Source organism: Mangrovibacter yixingensis (genome assembly GCF_020523985.1).
GTDB classification, from domain to species: domain Bacteria; phylum Pseudomonadota; class Gammaproteobacteria; order Enterobacterales; family Enterobacteriaceae; genus Mangrovibacter; species Mangrovibacter yixingensis.
On sequence record NZ_JAIVKM010000001.1, the window covers coordinates 856308 to 872064 of the forward strand.

Annotated in this window: 15 protein-coding genes; 8 read left to right on the top strand and 7 right to left on the bottom strand. The window is 48.0% G+C overall.

What is annotated here, in order from left to right; translation table 11 throughout:
- The first annotated feature begins 14 nt into the window (after window positions 1-14).
- The 4 genes from pqiA (at window position 15) to rmf (ending at window position 3901) form a co-directional block, all read left to right on the top strand.
- Window positions 15-1271 carry a membrane integrity-associated transporter subunit PqiA gene (pqiA, locus tag LC084_RS04005; protein WP_226569561.1) on the top strand — a complete coding sequence of 419 codons (1257 nt, stop codon included), beginning with the start codon at window positions 15-17 and terminating at the stop codon, window positions 1269-1271.
- A 1-nt stretch (window position 1272) separates the two neighbouring features.
- Window positions 1273-2910: an intermembrane transport protein PqiB gene (pqiB, locus tag LC084_RS04010; protein WP_226569563.1), complete on the top strand. Its 1638-nt coding sequence runs from the start codon at window positions 1273-1275 to the stop codon at window positions 2908-2910.
- A complete protein-coding gene (gene pqiC / locus LC084_RS04015; RefSeq protein ID WP_226569565.1) occupies window positions 2910-3479 on the top strand; it encodes a membrane integrity-associated transporter subunit PqiC in 570 nt (189 codons plus the stop codon). The genes pqiB and pqiC overlap by 1 nt, the downstream gene beginning before the upstream one ends.
- 254 nt (window positions 3480-3733) lie before the next feature.
- On the top strand, window positions 3734-3901 hold the full coding sequence (rmf, locus tag LC084_RS04020; RefSeq protein WP_072006934.1) for a ribosome modulation factor: 168 nt from the start codon (window positions 3734-3736) through the stop codon (window positions 3899-3901).
- A gap of 72 nt (window positions 3902-3973) precedes the next feature.
- On the opposite strand, the gene fabA is transcribed toward rmf, so the two are convergent.
- Window positions 3974-4492 carry a bifunctional 3-hydroxydecanoyl-ACP dehydratase/trans-2-decenoyl-ACP isomerase gene (gene fabA / locus LC084_RS04025; RefSeq protein WP_226569566.1) on the bottom strand — a complete coding sequence of 173 codons (519 nt, stop codon included), beginning with the start codon at window positions 4490-4492 and terminating at the stop codon, window positions 3974-3976.
- Between the two features lie 68 nt (window positions 4493-4560).
- Window positions 4561-6327, bottom strand: coding sequence for an AAA family ATPase (locus LC084_RS04030; protein WP_226569569.1), 1767 nt, complete (start codon window positions 6325-6327; stop codon window positions 4561-4563).
- Window positions 6328-6501: 174 nt separating this feature from the next.
- Here LC084_RS04030 and matP point away from each other — a divergent pair, with 174 nt between their 5' ends.
- Complete coding sequence (gene matP, locus LC084_RS04035) at window positions 6502-6957, top strand: macrodomain Ter protein MatP (RefSeq protein ID WP_226569571.1); 456 nt, start codon at window positions 6502-6504, stop codon at window positions 6955-6957.
- Window positions 6958-7036: 79 nt separating this feature from the next.
- Here the strand turns inward: matP and ompA are convergent, their stop codons facing one another.
- Window positions 7037-8107 carry a porin OmpA gene (gene ompA / locus LC084_RS04040; RefSeq protein ID WP_226569573.1) on the bottom strand — a complete coding sequence of 357 codons (1071 nt, stop codon included), beginning with the start codon at window positions 8105-8107 and terminating at the stop codon, window positions 7037-7039.
- Between the two features lie 359 nt (window positions 8108-8466).
- A complete protein-coding gene (gene sulA, locus LC084_RS04045) occupies window positions 8467-8985 on the bottom strand; it encodes an SOS-induced cell division inhibitor SulA (RefSeq protein ID WP_226569575.1) in 519 nt (172 codons plus the stop codon).
- A 216-nt stretch (window positions 8986-9201) separates the two neighbouring features.
- Here sulA and LC084_RS04050 point away from each other — a divergent pair, with 216 nt between their 5' ends.
- Window positions 9202-9840: a TfoX/Sxy family DNA transformation protein gene (locus LC084_RS04050; protein ID WP_226569577.1), complete on the top strand. Its 639-nt coding sequence runs from the start codon at window positions 9202-9204 to the stop codon at window positions 9838-9840.
- Here the strand turns inward: LC084_RS04050 and yccS are convergent.
- Together yccS and LC084_RS04060 are read right to left on the bottom strand one after the other, a co-directional pair.
- On the bottom strand, window positions 9833-11959 hold the full coding sequence (gene yccS, locus LC084_RS04055; RefSeq protein ID WP_226571128.1) for a YccS family putative transporter: 2127 nt from the start codon (window positions 11957-11959) through the stop codon (window positions 9833-9835). The genes LC084_RS04050 and yccS overlap by 8 nt on opposite strands.
- 17 nt (window positions 11960-11976) lie before the next feature.
- Window positions 11977-12423, bottom strand: a complete 447-nt coding sequence (locus tag LC084_RS04060; protein ID WP_226569579.1) for a YccF domain-containing protein — start codon at window positions 12421-12423, stop codon at window positions 11977-11979.
- A 122-nt stretch (window positions 12424-12545) separates the two neighbouring features.
- On the opposite strand from LC084_RS04060, the gene helD reads away from it, so the two are divergent.
- Window positions 12546-14600, top strand: coding sequence for a DNA helicase IV (gene helD, locus LC084_RS04065; protein ID WP_226569581.1), 2055 nt, complete (start codon window positions 12546-12548; stop codon window positions 14598-14600).
- Between the two features lie 3 nt (window positions 14601-14603).
- Here helD and mgsA read toward each other — a convergent pair whose 3' ends face one another.
- Entirely contained in the window at window positions 14604-15062 is a 459-nt protein-coding gene (gene mgsA / locus LC084_RS04070) for a methylglyoxal synthase (protein WP_226569583.1), read from the bottom strand.
- Between the two features lie 179 nt (window positions 15063-15241).
- Here mgsA and LC084_RS04075 point away from each other — a divergent pair, with 179 nt between their 5' ends.
- Window positions 15242-15658, top strand: coding sequence for a CoA-binding protein (locus tag LC084_RS04075; protein WP_226569585.1), 417 nt, complete (start codon window positions 15242-15244; stop codon window positions 15656-15658).
- Window positions 15659-15757: the final 99 nt, after the last annotated feature.

A 15757-nucleotide genomic window follows, 5' to 3' on the forward strand; every position in this document is an offset into this window, starting at 1 on the left:
CAAAGAGGCAGGATATGTGTACGAACCACCTGACACAGCAGGCCATTTTATGCGGCCATTGCGATATGCTGGTTGCTCTTCCTGCCCTTGGCACAGGCGAGAAAGCCTGTTGCCCACGTTGTGGAAATACGCTGACTACGCGTTGGGATGAACCCCGAAAGCGGCCAACAGCTTATTCGTTGGCCGCACTATTTATGTTACTACTGGCAAACTTATTTCCTTTCGTGAATATGAGTGTTGCTGGTGTGAATAGCGAAATTTCGCTGTTATCCATACCTGGTGTGATGTTTTCTGAAGATTACGGCAGTCTGGGGTCATTATTTATGATTTTGGTCCAGGGTGTGCCCGCTTTATCGCTTGTTGCCATACTGCTACTGGTTAATCGGGTGCGGCTTAGCCCGGTGTCAAAACGGCGCCTTGCCTGGCTATTATTTCACCTGAAAAGCTGGGGGATGGCAGAAATATTCCTTGCCGGTGTCCTGGTTAGTTTCGTGAAACTCATGGCTTATGGTGATATTGGTATCGGCCTGAGTTTTATTCCCTGGTGCCTGTTTTGTGTATTGCAACTGCGCGCAGTACAGTGCGTAGATCGCCGCTGGCTGTGGAATGATATTGCCCCTGTTCCTGCTATTCCCCTGCCATTTCAACCGGGTAAAACGGGCATGAAACAAGGGCTACGTTCATGTTCATGCTGTACTGCAATTTTACCGCAGGGTGTTGAGAAGTGCCCGCGTTGCCATAGCCATGGGCATGTACGCCGTCGGCATAGCCTGCAGTGGACGATGGCATTGCTCTTTACGTCTATTATGCTGTATTTCCCCGCTAACATACTGCCCATCATGGTTACCGACTTACTGGGAAGCAAACTGCCATCCACCATTATCGCAGGGGTAGTATTGCTGTGGAGCGAAGGGTCTTATCCAGTGGCGCTGGTTATCTTCATTGCCAGTATTATGGTGCCGACCTTGAAAATGATTGCTATTGGCTGGCTTTGCCTTGATGCCAAAGGTTTTGTGCAGCGTGACAGCGAAAGAATGCATTTGGTCTACGAAATTGTTGAGTTTGTTGGGCGTTGGTCGATGATTGATGTCTTTGTGATTGCCGTATTATCGGCACTGGTCCGCATCGGTTCATTAATGAATATTTACCCGGCGATGGGAGCGCTTATGTTCGCGCTGGTGGTCATACTTACAATGTTTGCTGCAATGACATTCGACCCGCGTCTCATCTGGGACAGGAAACCAGAATCAAGCCAAGAGGAGTTGTCGTAACATGGATTCAAACCGTGGGGAAGCAAAAGTGCATAAAGTGAAAAAATGGTCTCCAGTTTGGATCTTCCCGATCGTGACTGCTTTGATTGGTGCGTGGATCTTATTTTATCACTACAGCCATCAAGGGCCGGAGGTGACACTTATCACCACCAATGCAGAAGGTATTGTTGCTGGTAAAACGGCAATTAAAAGCCGCAGCGTGGATGTCGGGGTCGTGGAAAGTGCAGTGCTGACAGATGACCTGCACCATGTGGAAATCAAAGCACGCCTGAATACCGGCATGGAAAAACTTTTGCACAAAGATTCTGTGTTTTGGGTTGTGAAACCGCAGATTGGTCGTGAAGGTGTCAGTGGATTAAGTACGCTCTTGTCTGGTGCGTACATTGAGTTGCAGCCCGGAAAGAAAGGAGAAGCGCCAGAGCGTTATGACTTACTGGATTCTCCGCCACTTGCTCCTCCCGATGCGAAAGGGATTAGGGTTATCCTCGATAGTAACAGGGCGGGGCAACTTAACCCCGGAGACCCGGTATTGTTCAGAGGTTACCGTGTGGGGTCTGTTGAAACCAGTACGTTCGATGCTCAGAAACGCACCATGCAGTACCAGCTATTTATCAGCGCACCAAATGATCGCCTGGTCACCACAAATGTCCGTTTCTGGAAAGACAGTGGTATAGCCGTCGATCTGACATCGGCTGGCATGCGTGTTGAAATGGGTTCTTTATCCACCTTGTTCAGTGGCGGGGTAAGTTTTGATGTGCCGGATGGGCAATTAACCGGTGAGCCAGTGGCTGATCACAGCGAATTTCAGCTATTTGATGATCAAAAAAGCATTCAGGATTCGTTCTACACCGAGCATGCTGATTACCTGATGTTCTTTAAAGACTCCATTCGAGGCCTGCAACCGGGCGCGCCTGTAGAATTCCGTGGTATCCGCCTGGGTACGGTGCAGAAAGTGCCTTATCTGGTGCCGCAACTGCAGCAAAAGATTAATGAAGATTACCGCATACCGGTACTGGTACGCATTGAGCCGCAGCGTATTGAGAATGAGCTGGGTGAAGCGCCTGAAGTTCAGGGGCACCTGAAAATGCTGCTTTCCCGCGGGCTCAGGGCATCCCTGAAAACCGGTAATATTGTGACCGGGGCATTGTATATAGACCTCGACTTCTATCCTAAAGAAGCTGCTTATAAAGGCCCGCTGGAAATCGGTGCCTACCAGGTTATTCCGACGGTGAGTGGTGGTCTATCTCAAATCCAACAGAAATTGACGGATGCACTGGATAAAATCAACGCACTGCCACTTAACCCGATGTTAAACCAGGCAACCAGTACGCTGAAAGAAACGCAAAATACCATGAAGTCGTTGCAGTCTACGTTGAACAACCTGAATAAAATTACAGGCAGTGAATCCATGCAGGGGCTGCCAGCAGATATGCAAAAAACGTTACGTGAGCTTAACCGGAGTATGCAGGGCTTCCAGCCTGGGTCTGCTGCATATAATAAAATGGTGGCGGATATGCAGCGTCTTGATCAGGTTTTACGCGAGTTACAACCGGTTCTGCAAACCCTCAATAATAAAAGTAATGCATTGATCTTCGAGGCAAAAAGCAAAAAAGATCCACAGCCGAAGGGGGCTAAATAATGAAACAATGGATGGGGTTCGTGATAGCACTGGCTCTTTCGGCTTGCAGCAGCACTACTACCACTAAAATGTACCAGTTACCGGTGGATCACAGCCCGGTCGCATCTGTAAGTGGCAGCAGTGGAGCAGCTCAAAAACTTCTGTGGGTTTCGCAGGTTAATGTGCCAGATTTTCTGGCTGGAAGTGGTGTGGTTTATCAGACTTCTGATGTGAACTACGTGGTGGCTAAGCAGAACCTGTGGGCTAGTCCGCTGGACCAGCAACTGCGTGATACCCTGGTCGCAAATCTCTCTACTGCATTGCCCGGCTGGGTAGTATCTTCTCAACCACTGGGTAACGACCAGGACAGCCTGAGTGTGGTAATAAGCGGTTTCCAGGGGCGGTATGATGGGCAGGTTGTAGTGAGTGGTGAATGGCTGCTAAACCATCAGGGTGAGTATACGCGCCGCCCATTCTCCATTACTTTGCCGCAACAGGGTGATGGCTATGACGCCATGGTGAAAGCGCTGGCAGTTGCCTGGCAACAGGAAGCACGTAGTATTGCTAACCAGCTGCAGTCCCAACACTAATTTACATTTCTTTTATTCAGCACCTGTCTGGCATTTTTGTCGGCAGGTGCTTTTTTTTGCATCAGAGACTTATCTGCCTGGAGGATAATTTGAGGTGAAAGATTATGTCAATTATGCCTCATGAATATGACATTGGCGTGAATTTTGCGCATTGACGCTGCCCTGAAATGAGCGTATTCGTTATTAGTGATTGCACATATTGTAATCACTGTTTTCTTTTCCACCAGACAACAAATGAATGAGGGAAACGAGGCATGAAGAGACAAAAACGAGATCGCCTGGAAAGGGCTCACCAGAGAGGCTATCAGGCTGGTATTACTGGCCACTCAAAAGAGATGTGTCCTTATCAGACGTTAAATCAGAGGTCTCATTGGCTGGGAGGCTGGCGAAAAGCCATTGAGGACAAGGTGTCATTCGCTTGACCCTGTCTCTTTAGAGCAAAAAGAAACCTCCGCATTGCGGAGGTTTCGCGTTTTAGCCGGGTGGAGGCTAAATCAGAATGCAGACGTGTCTTTAAACAAGCCTACTTTGAGGTCTGAGGCGGTATAAATTACACGGCCATCAACCAAAACCTCACCATCAGCCAGGCCCATGATCAGGCGGCGGTTTACCACACGTTTAAAGTGAATGCGGTAAGTGACTTTTTTCGCAGTAGGCAGTACCTGGCCGGTAAACTTCACCTCGCCAACGCCAAGTGCGCGGCCTTTACCTTCACCGCCGAGCCAGCCCAGATAAAAACCGACCAACTGCCACATTGCATCCAACCCAAGGCAGCCAGGCATAACGGGGTCACCGATAAAGTGGCAGCCAAAGAACCATAAATCAGGATTAATATCGAGTTCGGCTTCAACATATCCTTTGTCGAAATTGCCACCGGTTTCAGTCATTTTGACAACCCGGTCCATCATCAGCATGCTAGGTGCTGGCAGTTGTGGACCTTCGGCGCCAAATAATTCGCCACGACCAGAAGCAAGTAGATCTTCTTTTGAATAAGATTCGCGTTTATCAACCATGTCTACAATAAGCCTTATTTTAGTGAAGCACGCAGGTTAGCGAACACGTGTACGCTGAACAAGTCCGATCAGTTGTGGTTGAACCAGTTCAACCAACGTAACGGCCATGGCAATCGATGCCTGGCATCCTGCTGGCTTGCCAGAGCGATGCGTTCCTGTACTAACTGCATAAGATTGTTACGCCCCTGGATTTCATCACCCCAGGGTAAACCTGTTAATAAAGGTAGAGCATCGAATACATCCTCGATAGCCCATATATAAAACTGCTCTTGTTCTACTGCGTTACGTAAAGGTTCACACAGGCTAAGATGTCGCACATTTGCCAGAGGAATAATAACGCCCTGGTTACCTGTAAGCCCACGCGCCGCACACAAAGCAAAAAAGCTTTCAATTTTCTCGTTGAGCCCGCCAACCGGCTGAGCACACCCAAATTGATCAACAGAGCCGGTAATGGCAATGTTTTGGGAAACAGGCACATCTGCCAGCGCACTAATAAAGGCACAAAGTTCTGCCATTGAAGCGCTGTCGCCATCAACTTCGCTGTAAGACTGCTCGAACGTTAACGACGCAGAGAAAGGCAACTGTTGGTCCAGATCCAGCTCAGCCATCAGAAAGGCCTGCATAATCATCATGCCTTTGGCATGAATATTCCCGCCAAGTTCCGCTTTACGTTCAATGTCTGTCAGTTCACCGTCCCCAACGTGCACAACGCAACTAATGCGTGATGGCTCACCAACTGGGCGGGGGTGGCCTGGAAACTCGATGACAGACAATGCATTGATTTGCCCAACCCGTTCACCCTGCGTTTCCACACGAACCTGATCGTCGAGAATATCATCCAAAATACGTTCTGCGAGATACCCCTCGCGCCAGGCTTGTTTATCCAGTAACCCTTGAAAGGATTCACTACTAAAGATAGTGGCATCCGTTGTGGTGGCGATGGAAGTGAAAAGGCGCTCGAACCACAAAGGGTTAACTGGCAGAGAGTATTGGTCTTCGGTATAGCGTGTTGCCAGCTCCAGTAGCCGTGGCCAGGCATCACTTGCAGGTTGTGGGAGGCCTTTTTGCAGTGCCCTGTTGTGTATCCAGTTGCGCCAGCGAATAATGTCCTGTTCATCATTAATCAGAATTTCATCTTCGTATTCGCTATAAACCGCTATTTCCGTCATTTCTGGTGTAAGCGCTTCTAACTCCGCCAGTTCATCACGGTCGCCAACTAAAATCAGGCGAATATTCAGTGGAATGGGTGGCATTGCTATGGGCAGTGGTTTTGTCTCATCAGGTGAAAACCAGGTAAATTCCTGACGAGTTACCCACTGTTTTACTCGTAACCACAGCAAAGGTTGCTCAAGAAGTAGGCGCAAACTAAGAATAAGCACACCGCCATTGGCACGGTGCAGTAGCCCTGGGTGGGCAGAAAACACGCCATTAAACTGGCGTACACAGCCACTAATTTGTTCTGTTTCGGCCCAGGCTGTGCTGAGTATATTTGGCCGGGTACAAAACAAGGCATCTTCTGTTTTCGGTGCTTCAAATGCTACGTCTGTACCGGAGAAACTATAGTGGCCTCCATACAGGGTATCTTTTCCAGAAAATTGCTGGGTAACCAGCTCATGAATTGTATCCAGATAAGGTTGTGTACCGGGTGCCTTGATTACCATAAAGCGTGAAGGTACAGAAGGATGCAGGAAGTGCGCCAGTGTATCTGTAAGGCGTGGCTGTATGCTCGCTAATGCCTGGGTAATAGCATCGTTATCACCTGGTTGTGTAAGCAGAGAGCCGTATGGCGTTGCATCCAGGGTAAGTGCTTGTGATGTCAGTCGATTAATGGTCAATGTGATATTTATAAGTTAGTTGCCAAAACAGCGATTATACAATAAGCCACTTCGTGGCACACCTTAAACAAGAATGCTTTCCCCGGCAGATAAACAACTTATCATTTCAGGTACGCGAACAGGCTTAAAAGCTGATATTCTGTAGCGGGTTAACACGGTTACGCTGAGATCATAATGAAATATCAACAACTCGAAAATCTCGAAAGCGGCTGGAAATGGAAATATCTGGTAAAAAAACACCGCGAAGGTGAGGCTATCACTCGCCATATGGAAGCCAGTGTGGCACAGGAAGCAGTCTCTGCTTTGCTGGAACTTGAAAATAATCCTGTGCGCGTTCTTAGCTGGATTGAACAGCATATGAACCCGGCACTTGCTAACAGGATGAAACAGACTATTCGTGCTCGCCGTAAGCGGCACTTTAATGCCGAACATCAGCATACGCGCAAAAAGTCTATAGACCTGGAGTTTGCTGTTTGGCAGCGTCTTGCATCACTTGCCCGGCGCCGTAATAGCACGTTATCGGAAACAATTGTTCAGTTAATTGAAGATGCAGAGCGGAAAGAAAAATATGCATCAAAAATGACAACACTTAAAGATGACCTCAGAGCATTACTTGGCGATAAAAAATAACCTGTCATTCGAGTGCTATTTTTCTCAATACTGAAAAACAAAAAACCCACTTAAAGTGGGTTTTTTGTTGCGCGGTAACTTAAGCCTGAGGCTGAGTTACAACGTCTTTAACGCCTTTAACTTCGATCTCAACACGACGATCCGGAGCCAGGCAATCGATCAGCGCTGCACGTGCTTTCACGTTGTTGCAGGTGCTGCCGGTAACCGGGTTAGATTCGCCCATACCACGTGCAGAGATTTTGTTAGCCGGGATACCTTTAGAAACCAGGTAATCAACAACGCTTTGTGCGCGCTGTTCAGACAGTTTCTGGTTGTAGGAATCAGAACCGATACGGTCAGTGAAGCCCAGAACAACAACAGAACCATCTTTAGGATCCAGGTTGCTCAGCTGAGTGTACAGCTGGTCAAGAGCCTGGCGGCCTTCAGGTTTCAGGCTGGATTTGCCGAAAGTAAACAGCACATCAGATTTCAGAGTGAAGTGCTTAGTGCTTACTTCAGGAGCCGGAGCCGGAGCAGGAGCCGGAGCAACTACCGGAGCGGGTTCGCTCTGACCGAAACGGTAGGAAACACCAACACTCAGCATACCGTTATCAGGACGGGTACCAACGGTACCAGCATCACCGATATTGTTAACCCACTGGTATTCCAGGCGGGTTGCGATTTCCGGAGTGATTGCATATTCAACACCGCCAGCGAATACTGGAGAAACGCCAGTATCGTGGTTTTTCAGGTTTTCTGAGCCATTGTTCAGTTTAGAATCAGCACGCCATACCATGCCACCCAGACGAGTATAAACATCCAGATCGTCCATTACTGGGTAGCTCAGTTTAGCAGTCAGCTGAACGCCTTGAGCTTTGAATGCACCGTTAGTTTCACTGCCTTTGTAAGGCATGCGACCTAACCAGTCATAACCCATTTCAAAACCAACGTACGGGTTAACCTGGTAACCGCCATATGCACCAGCACCCAGTTGGCTTTCATGGGTCGGGCCATTGTTTGCAGAATAGCCATTGCCATAGAAACCGGTATCGTGGTACTGGGACCAACCCAGTTTACCACCTGCATACCAGGTGTTATCCATCGGTGCTGCCTGTGCTACGGTAGCGAAACCAGCCAGTGCCACTGCAATTGCGATAGCTGTCTTTTTCATTTTTTGCGCCTCGTTATCATCCAAAAGGCCATAGGTCTTTAAATCAATCAAAACCCACGGTTAAATCCTTCACCCGGGTTATAGCTCAATTGCCACTCTACCGATAAGCTCGGTTTATAATGAGCAACCCTGGCGAGTTAAAGTCTACAACTTAGTTAGAAACTTACAAGTGTGAACTCAGTCAGACATATGAAAAAAATCTGACGATAGATTAAATTTTTACGGCAGAATGGACACGAGGTACTGCGCACAAAAAGTGAATCTTTTTGTGGAAATCCCGTCAGACACGGCTTTTCTGATGCTGATTATTTCCAGTTATTCAGATGAATCGCCACGTCCAGGAATTATCCTAAATTTACTTAGTGATACAAATTTGATTGAATTTTTATCCCGAAATTTTGTCTCTCGCTCAAATTAACCTGAGAAACAGGGCGCATGATAAACCCAATCGCCTGCCCTTCCTCGGCTGATTGCTGCAATAATGACCGTTCTTGATCACTCAATTCCTCTGGCAACCAGCCAATAACTACACTGTAGTTACCGGATTTTAAGGCTCTGGCCATAGCCGAAACAGTTGTGGGTTGTTGTTCCTGCCGAGCCTGAACATGCATAATTTTGGACAGGGGCAAGCCCGAAGAAACCAGCCATTGGCGGTTGAGTTTTTGCCCTGGTGTTATCCATAGTTGCCAACGCGCTTGTTGGCTTAACTGACGCAGCAGTGGTAAGAGGATCAATTGAGACATCCAGGGTTGGTCTTCACGAAACACCATTTCACTGACAATACCTTGTGAGATAACGGGCTGTTCTTCTAAACCAGCCTGATAATGCTCATTACGATGGTGAGTGACACTTCGGTTTTGGTAAGCCAATGCGTTCATAATGAATACCGCCTCTGTTACTGTATGAATATACAGTAATGCGCAATGCGCGAAAGATCAACAAAAAATTTTGGAAATTCCCTCGCAAAATAAACAACAACTAACATGAGGATGTAATGGAACCTTGCCCTGGAAGGGTAACTTTTTTATGGTTAATGCAGGCTATCCCGGTAAAGGGATTACTTGTTATTACATAATGAAATGTAAGGATTTTTTATGGGAAAGGTCTCCACTCCGCGCATTAAGGCTTCAATAGCAAAACTTTCTTCCCTTGGGCACATTTCTTCACGGACATTGTTTGGCGGGTACAGCATTATGTCTGACAGTGTTGCATTTGCCATGGTAAGTAAAGAGCAACTCTATTTAAGAGCCTGTGAGGAAAATGCGCGTTACTTTACATCGCGTAACTTGCCTCTTCTGGTCACACATAAGCGTGGGCGACCCTTGTCATTAAACTATTTTTGTGTCGATGAAGCGTTGTGGAACGATGATGCACAGCTTATTACACTGGCGAGTAATGCGCTTGATGCAGCTAAAAAAGAAAAGCAGGAGAAGCAGGCTGTCAGGCGCATAAAAGATTTGCCTAATGTGACTTTTGGGCTGGAAATGATGCTCTGGGAGGCCGGTATCCGGGATATTGAAACGCTAAAAAACAAAGGGGCTAAGGCATGCTGGATGATCCTGCGTCAGCGTTGTAATACCCTGGGGGCAAAAGTGCTTATGTCATTAGAAGGCGCGATTACGGGCTCCCATAGTGAAGCGCTCCCACGCCAAAGGCAGTGGGAGCTAAACGAATGGGCCAAACAACAACTAGAGCAAGAGGCAAAAAATAAGGCGCGGGGCAAATCTAACTGATCTGAGTACGTAGTTTTGAAAGCTCGGGCAATATTGAAACCAACAAGCCAATTTGTTGGAGAACTAAAGGTTCTTTGCCATCAGCTTTCTGGTCCTGATGCCCGATGCGTTGCACCAGCCCTGTAAGGGCTCGTTGAACTTTTTCTTCATCGTCAGGTTCGTGATGCAACGCATCATCCACATAACAGACGGCATCATCGAGAATAGCCAGGATGGTGTCGTTACTGAGCTTTTCCCGGTGAGCCCCAAGTGCAGAGATATAGCTATTAAATGTATGGTTCAGGCACAGCAAGCGGAAAGCTGCTTCACGAACTTGTGGTGTCATATGCGGCTCAGAAGACATGTTTGATACAACAGACGCCAGTTCGGCATCACGGTTGTAGGCATCCCGGCGCGCAATACGGTAAGCCAGGCGGTTATCCCTCCCCTGGTGATATTGCTCAAGTATCGCATCAAGATAACGGCAGTTAGCACTAATAGCGCGCTCAGCTACCTGTGGTAACCGCCTGAAACGCCAGTCTGGCCATATGAATGACACTGCAGCCCATGCAATAGCGCAACCCAGTAGTGTGTCAATAACCCTCGGTAGTGCAACTTCAAAGCCTTCACCCAGCAAATTAAAACACAGCAATACCAATAGCGTGATAAACATGGTGGCGTGAGCGTACTGAACATTACGGAATGCGAAAAATAATACGCCAGTGATGACTATTAAAATCAATTGGCCTTCCACCGAAGGAACTAGCCACAACACAGGGATACCGATAGCGACACCAACCAGTGTGCCGATGACGCGTAAAGCCAGGCGGTGCCGGGTGGCGTTATAGTTGGGCTGGCATACAAACAAGCTGGTTAACAGAATCCAGTAACCATGGTTCATCCCGGTAAATTGTATAAAAGCGTAGCCAATACACAATACAACGGACATCCGAATTGCATGGCGGAAGAGTGCTGATTCTGGTGTGAAGTTACGGCTTAATCGTGACCAGATATCACTGAACCCAGTTATCCCGTCGTCAGCCAGGCGGTTATCTGTATCCAGTTTTATTCCAGCTTCTGATTGCTCAGATTCAATGGTCGCCAGTTGTGCATCGATAGCACGTAAATTGTTTATCAGGTATTCCAGCGCAGTTAACTCGGGCATTAATGGCTGGCTGGCCTTAATGCGTGCCATTGCTGTATCCAGGTGAGTGAACGCATTGTCAAAGCGGGTATCGTGCGTATAAGGAGTGCGAGACAAAATGCATTGTGCGAGTTGGTTGCAGGCCTGAGACTGCATAAACAATATGCGCTGGAAGCGGAACATAATGTCGCTGTGGCGAAACTTATCTCTCAGGCTCTGATACTGAATGTGTGAAGAGTTAGCCCTTTCATGAATATCCTGGGCAACAAAATAATAGTGTAGTGTGCGACGGGTATTTTTTTGCCCCCGGTCTCCCCGCAAACGGGTAAGCAACGATGCTTTTGTCTGGTTCAGGGTGTTGACCACATCACTGTTAGCCATTGCCAGCTGGTAGAGTGGGGCCTGTGCGTCACTCTCAATATCGGGGTCAAATAAACGCGATTTAATTTCTAAAAAATGCGCCAGTTGTTTGTAGCAACGAGACAGGTTGTCCTGTAGTGGGCGTACCGGGAAGATTAAATGACCAGACAGGGTCAACAAGTTGTACCATATTGCACCGGCGAGCAAAAACAGAGGCTGCTGGTACCAGTGTTCGTACAGCGAAACACCGAGCATGGTATAGATAGCAATAAGCAGAGCACCAAAGGCGATGGTAGCATAACGCTGCCCAAGCCCACCGAGCAGAATAAAACCACAAGTCGAGCTCATCAGGCCCAGAGTGAATAACCAGGGCCAGGGGAATAACAGTTCAACAGATGCCGATGCGATAAAAAAGCACAGTAAGGTGATGAGTAGATTTTTGAGCCGGCCGGTCAGCCTGTCGTCCAGGTCGGTAAGTGCTGCGGCAACCACACCAAGTGTTAGCGGAATAGTGAGGCGGACTTCGCCGAGCCACCAAGGGAAAGCCGCTGCACCAAACAGAGCAACAAAAATTCGCAGGTTATAAAGCCAGCTACTTTTCCAGGTATAACGGTGCAGCCATTGGGATATTAACATCACTGACAGCGCCCCGTTTACTGGAAGCGGCCGCGGGCATTGGCTTCCCGGGCTGCCTGGGCTACTTCAACGGAAACAACACGACGGCCTACGGGCCATAAGGCAATAGCTGCCAGTTTAAAATTGGCGATACCAACAGGAATACCAATAATACTCAGGCATTGTATTATCCCGGTGCTGATATGCAGCAGGCACAACCACCAACCGAACACTACAAACCAGAAGACATTAAGCAGCGTTCCACCCGCATTCATCAGCTCATTTTTGCGCTCCGGGTATAACACATCAACATGTACAGCTTCATTGCCAAATGGGAAAAGTGAAAGGCGTGTAATTTCCCAGCATGAACGGGTCAATGGCAAAGTGAAGATCAATACAATGCTTACCAGTGTTGCCAGAAGCCAACTAAGAGTAGTCAGAAAACCACCCAGAACGAAGTTAAGAATGTTTAATACTGTTCTCATAATATCTCATAGGTATGTGACATGGCGGAGAATAACCCTAATGATTGTATCGTGTTTTTACTCTGGAGCACGATTTCTCTCGCAGGTACACTTACATAAAAACCGGATAATCAGGCCTGATAATGGAACTTAAAGCAACTGCACTGGGAAAACACCTGGCCCAGCACCCTTATAATCGGGTCACATTACTCAATGCTGGCGTAAATGTAGCTGGCGATAAGCATGAATATCTTATCCCTTTTAACCAACTGATTGCCATTAACTGTAAGCGGGGCCTGGTGTGGGGCGAACTGGAGTTTGTCCTGCCCGATAATAAAGTTGTCCGCCTGCATGGAACGGAATGGAGCGAAACTCAACGTTTCTGGCATCACCTCAATGAGCGCTGGCAACAGTGGGGCGAGGAAATGAGCCAGGTTGCCGCAGGGGCACTGAATAATCTGGTGGCCTGGTATCAGGAAGTTGCTCCCGAAGATAAATGGCTCAGCCTGGATAAGGTTGATGAAGTTTGTCAGCGTACACGGCAAGTGCTGCAGGCATTGCCTCTGCCTGACCAGCGGATCCCTGCCTTTGATGTTTGCCGTGATTCCTGGCTAACCTGCAAAAGCTGGTTGGATGATGCACAGGCTAAACGCCTTACGCATAACCAGCATTACACCGATGTTATGCTGGAACGCCATAAGGATTTCTTCGCTCAGGTGGAAAGTGCGCCGTTAAACGCTTCTCAAGCCCGTGCTGTGGTTAATGGTGAAAAAAATATGCTGGTACTGGCGGGAGCGGGAAGTGGGAAAACCTCTGTTCTGGTTGCCCGCGCAGGTTGGCTAATCGCACGTAATCTTGCAAATGCAGACCAAATTTTGCTGCTTGCGTTCGGCCGTAAGGCCGCACAAGAAATGGATCAGCGTATTCAGTCCCGGTTACATACCAGTGATATTACAGCACGTACTTTCCATTCCCTCGCGCGCTATATCATTGAGCAGGGGGGCCGTAAAGCACCACAAATCAGTGAACTGGAAACTAACACTTCACTGAGGCACCAACTGCTGCTTGATACCTGGGTAGAACAATGCCAGGAGAAGAAAGCACAGGCAAAGGGATGGCGTCAGTGGCTTGAGGATGAGCTTGAATGGGCTCTGCCAGAAGGTGATTTTTGGCAGGATAATGACGTTAAAAAGCGTCTTGCTCCACGGCTGGAGACCTGGCTTGGGTTAATTCGCATGCATGGCGGAACCCAGGCCGATATGATTTCCAGTGCACCAGAGGACATTCGTGACACTTTCCAAAAGCGTGTTCGCCTGATGGCACCATTAGTAAAAGCATGGAAAAAGTCATTGAAAGATGCCAATGCGCTCGATTTTTCAGGACTGATTCATCAGGCCGTGAATGTGCTGGAAAAAGGGCGCTTTATCAGCCCATGGAAGCATATTCTGGTTGACGAATTTCAGGATATCTCACCACAGCGTGCCGCTCTACTTGGCGCACTCCAACAGCAAAACTCACAAACATCACTCTATGCCGTGGGTGATGACTGGCAGGCTATTTATCGTTTTAGTGGGGCATCACTTGATTTAACTACCTCATTTAATGAGCATTTCGGCCAGGGAGATGAATGCGCGCTTGATACAACCTACCGTTTTCATTCCCGCATTGGTGAAATAGCTAATGCTTTTATCCAACAAAACCCAAACCAACGGGAAAAACCGCTGAACAGTGTGCGTAAAGGGGATAAAAAAGCGGTTAACTTACTTGATGAAACACAACTGCATGCTCTGCTGGACAAAATGAGTGGGTATGTTAAGCCCGATGAAACCATCCTTGTGCTGGCCCGCTACCATTTCTTGCGCCCGGAACTATTGCAACAGGCCGCTACACGCTGGCCTAAATTGCAGATTACTTTTATGACGGTTCATGCCAGCAAAGGCCAGGAAGCTGATTATGTAATTGTCTGTGGGTTGCAGGAAGGGAAAGATGGTTTCCCGGCACCGGCACGTGAAACCATTCTTGAACAGGGCCTGCTGCCAGCCGCTGAAGAGTTTGCCGATGCCGAAGAGCGGCGTTTACTCTATGTCGCTATGACCCGGGCAAAACAAAAAGTGTGGCTGCTGTATAACAAAAAGCAGCCATCCCGTTTTGTCGAAATACTGAAAGAGCTCGGTGTACCCGTTTTGAAAAAGCCCTGATAATTATTTCAGGCGTTCTGCCAGGTAGCGTTGATAATCCGGGATCTGGATATCAACTTCCTGGCTGAACTCCGGCGATTCAATAATAAAGTTTGCGGTAGAAGCATTGGTTGCGACTGGGATATTCCATACAGTAGCAAGGCGTAGCAATGCTTTTACATCGGGATCATGCGGGACGGCATTGAGCGGATCCCAAAAAAAGATCAGCACATCAATTTTCCCTTCAGAAATCATCGCACCAACTTGTTGGTCACCGCCCATCGGGCCACTGAGCATGGCATGCACGTTCAGCCCGGTCTCTCTTTGAATCAAGTTACCAGTGGTTCCTGTTGCATAGAGGGTATGTTTTTCAAGAATGGACTGATGCTTCCGGGTCCAGTTAAGAAGAAGTGTTTTACAGTGATCGTGTGCAACCAGCGCAATATGTTTGCTTTCGTTGAGCGTGCGAGTAGTCAGTTCCATAAAGAGTTCACCAGCCTGATAAAAGTTCCTACAGATTACTGGATGCAGCCCCAGCTTCAATACGCTAGCGCAAAAAAAATGATGTTGTTCAACTGGCTGACTAGTTTTTCCCGGTCTGCGCCAGGCTATAAAGGTAATGATATAGTAAACTCATAACAGGTTATGATAAGGAAAATACGATGACTGATAGTGAAATAGCACAGATTCTGCAACAGGCTCGCACCATTGCGTTGGTAGGTGCCAGCGATAAAGCTGACAGGCCAAGTTATCGGGTCATGGCCTTTTTACTTGATCAGGGCTATCACGTTATTCCTGTATCACCAAAGGTGGCAGGTAAAACCCTAATGGGCCAACAAGGTTATGCGTGTCTACAGGATATTCCTGAGCCGGTGGATATGGTTGACGTGTTCCGTAATTCAGAAGCGGCTTATGAAGTGACGCAGGATGCCATCGCTGTAGGGGCGAAAACTGTATGGATGCAGTTGGGCGTAATGAATGAACCTGCTGCGGTGCTCGCTAAAGACGCCGGGTTGAATGTTGTCATGGATCGTTGCCCGGCCATTGAAATCCCCCGCCTGGGGCTGAATAAGCAGTAATACTGCAATAGCCTTAACCGGTATTTAGCACAGGAATAATTACAGGCAGGAGAAAATCAGCCAGCCAGATATATGCCCCGAAAAGGGCTCGTATCTGGC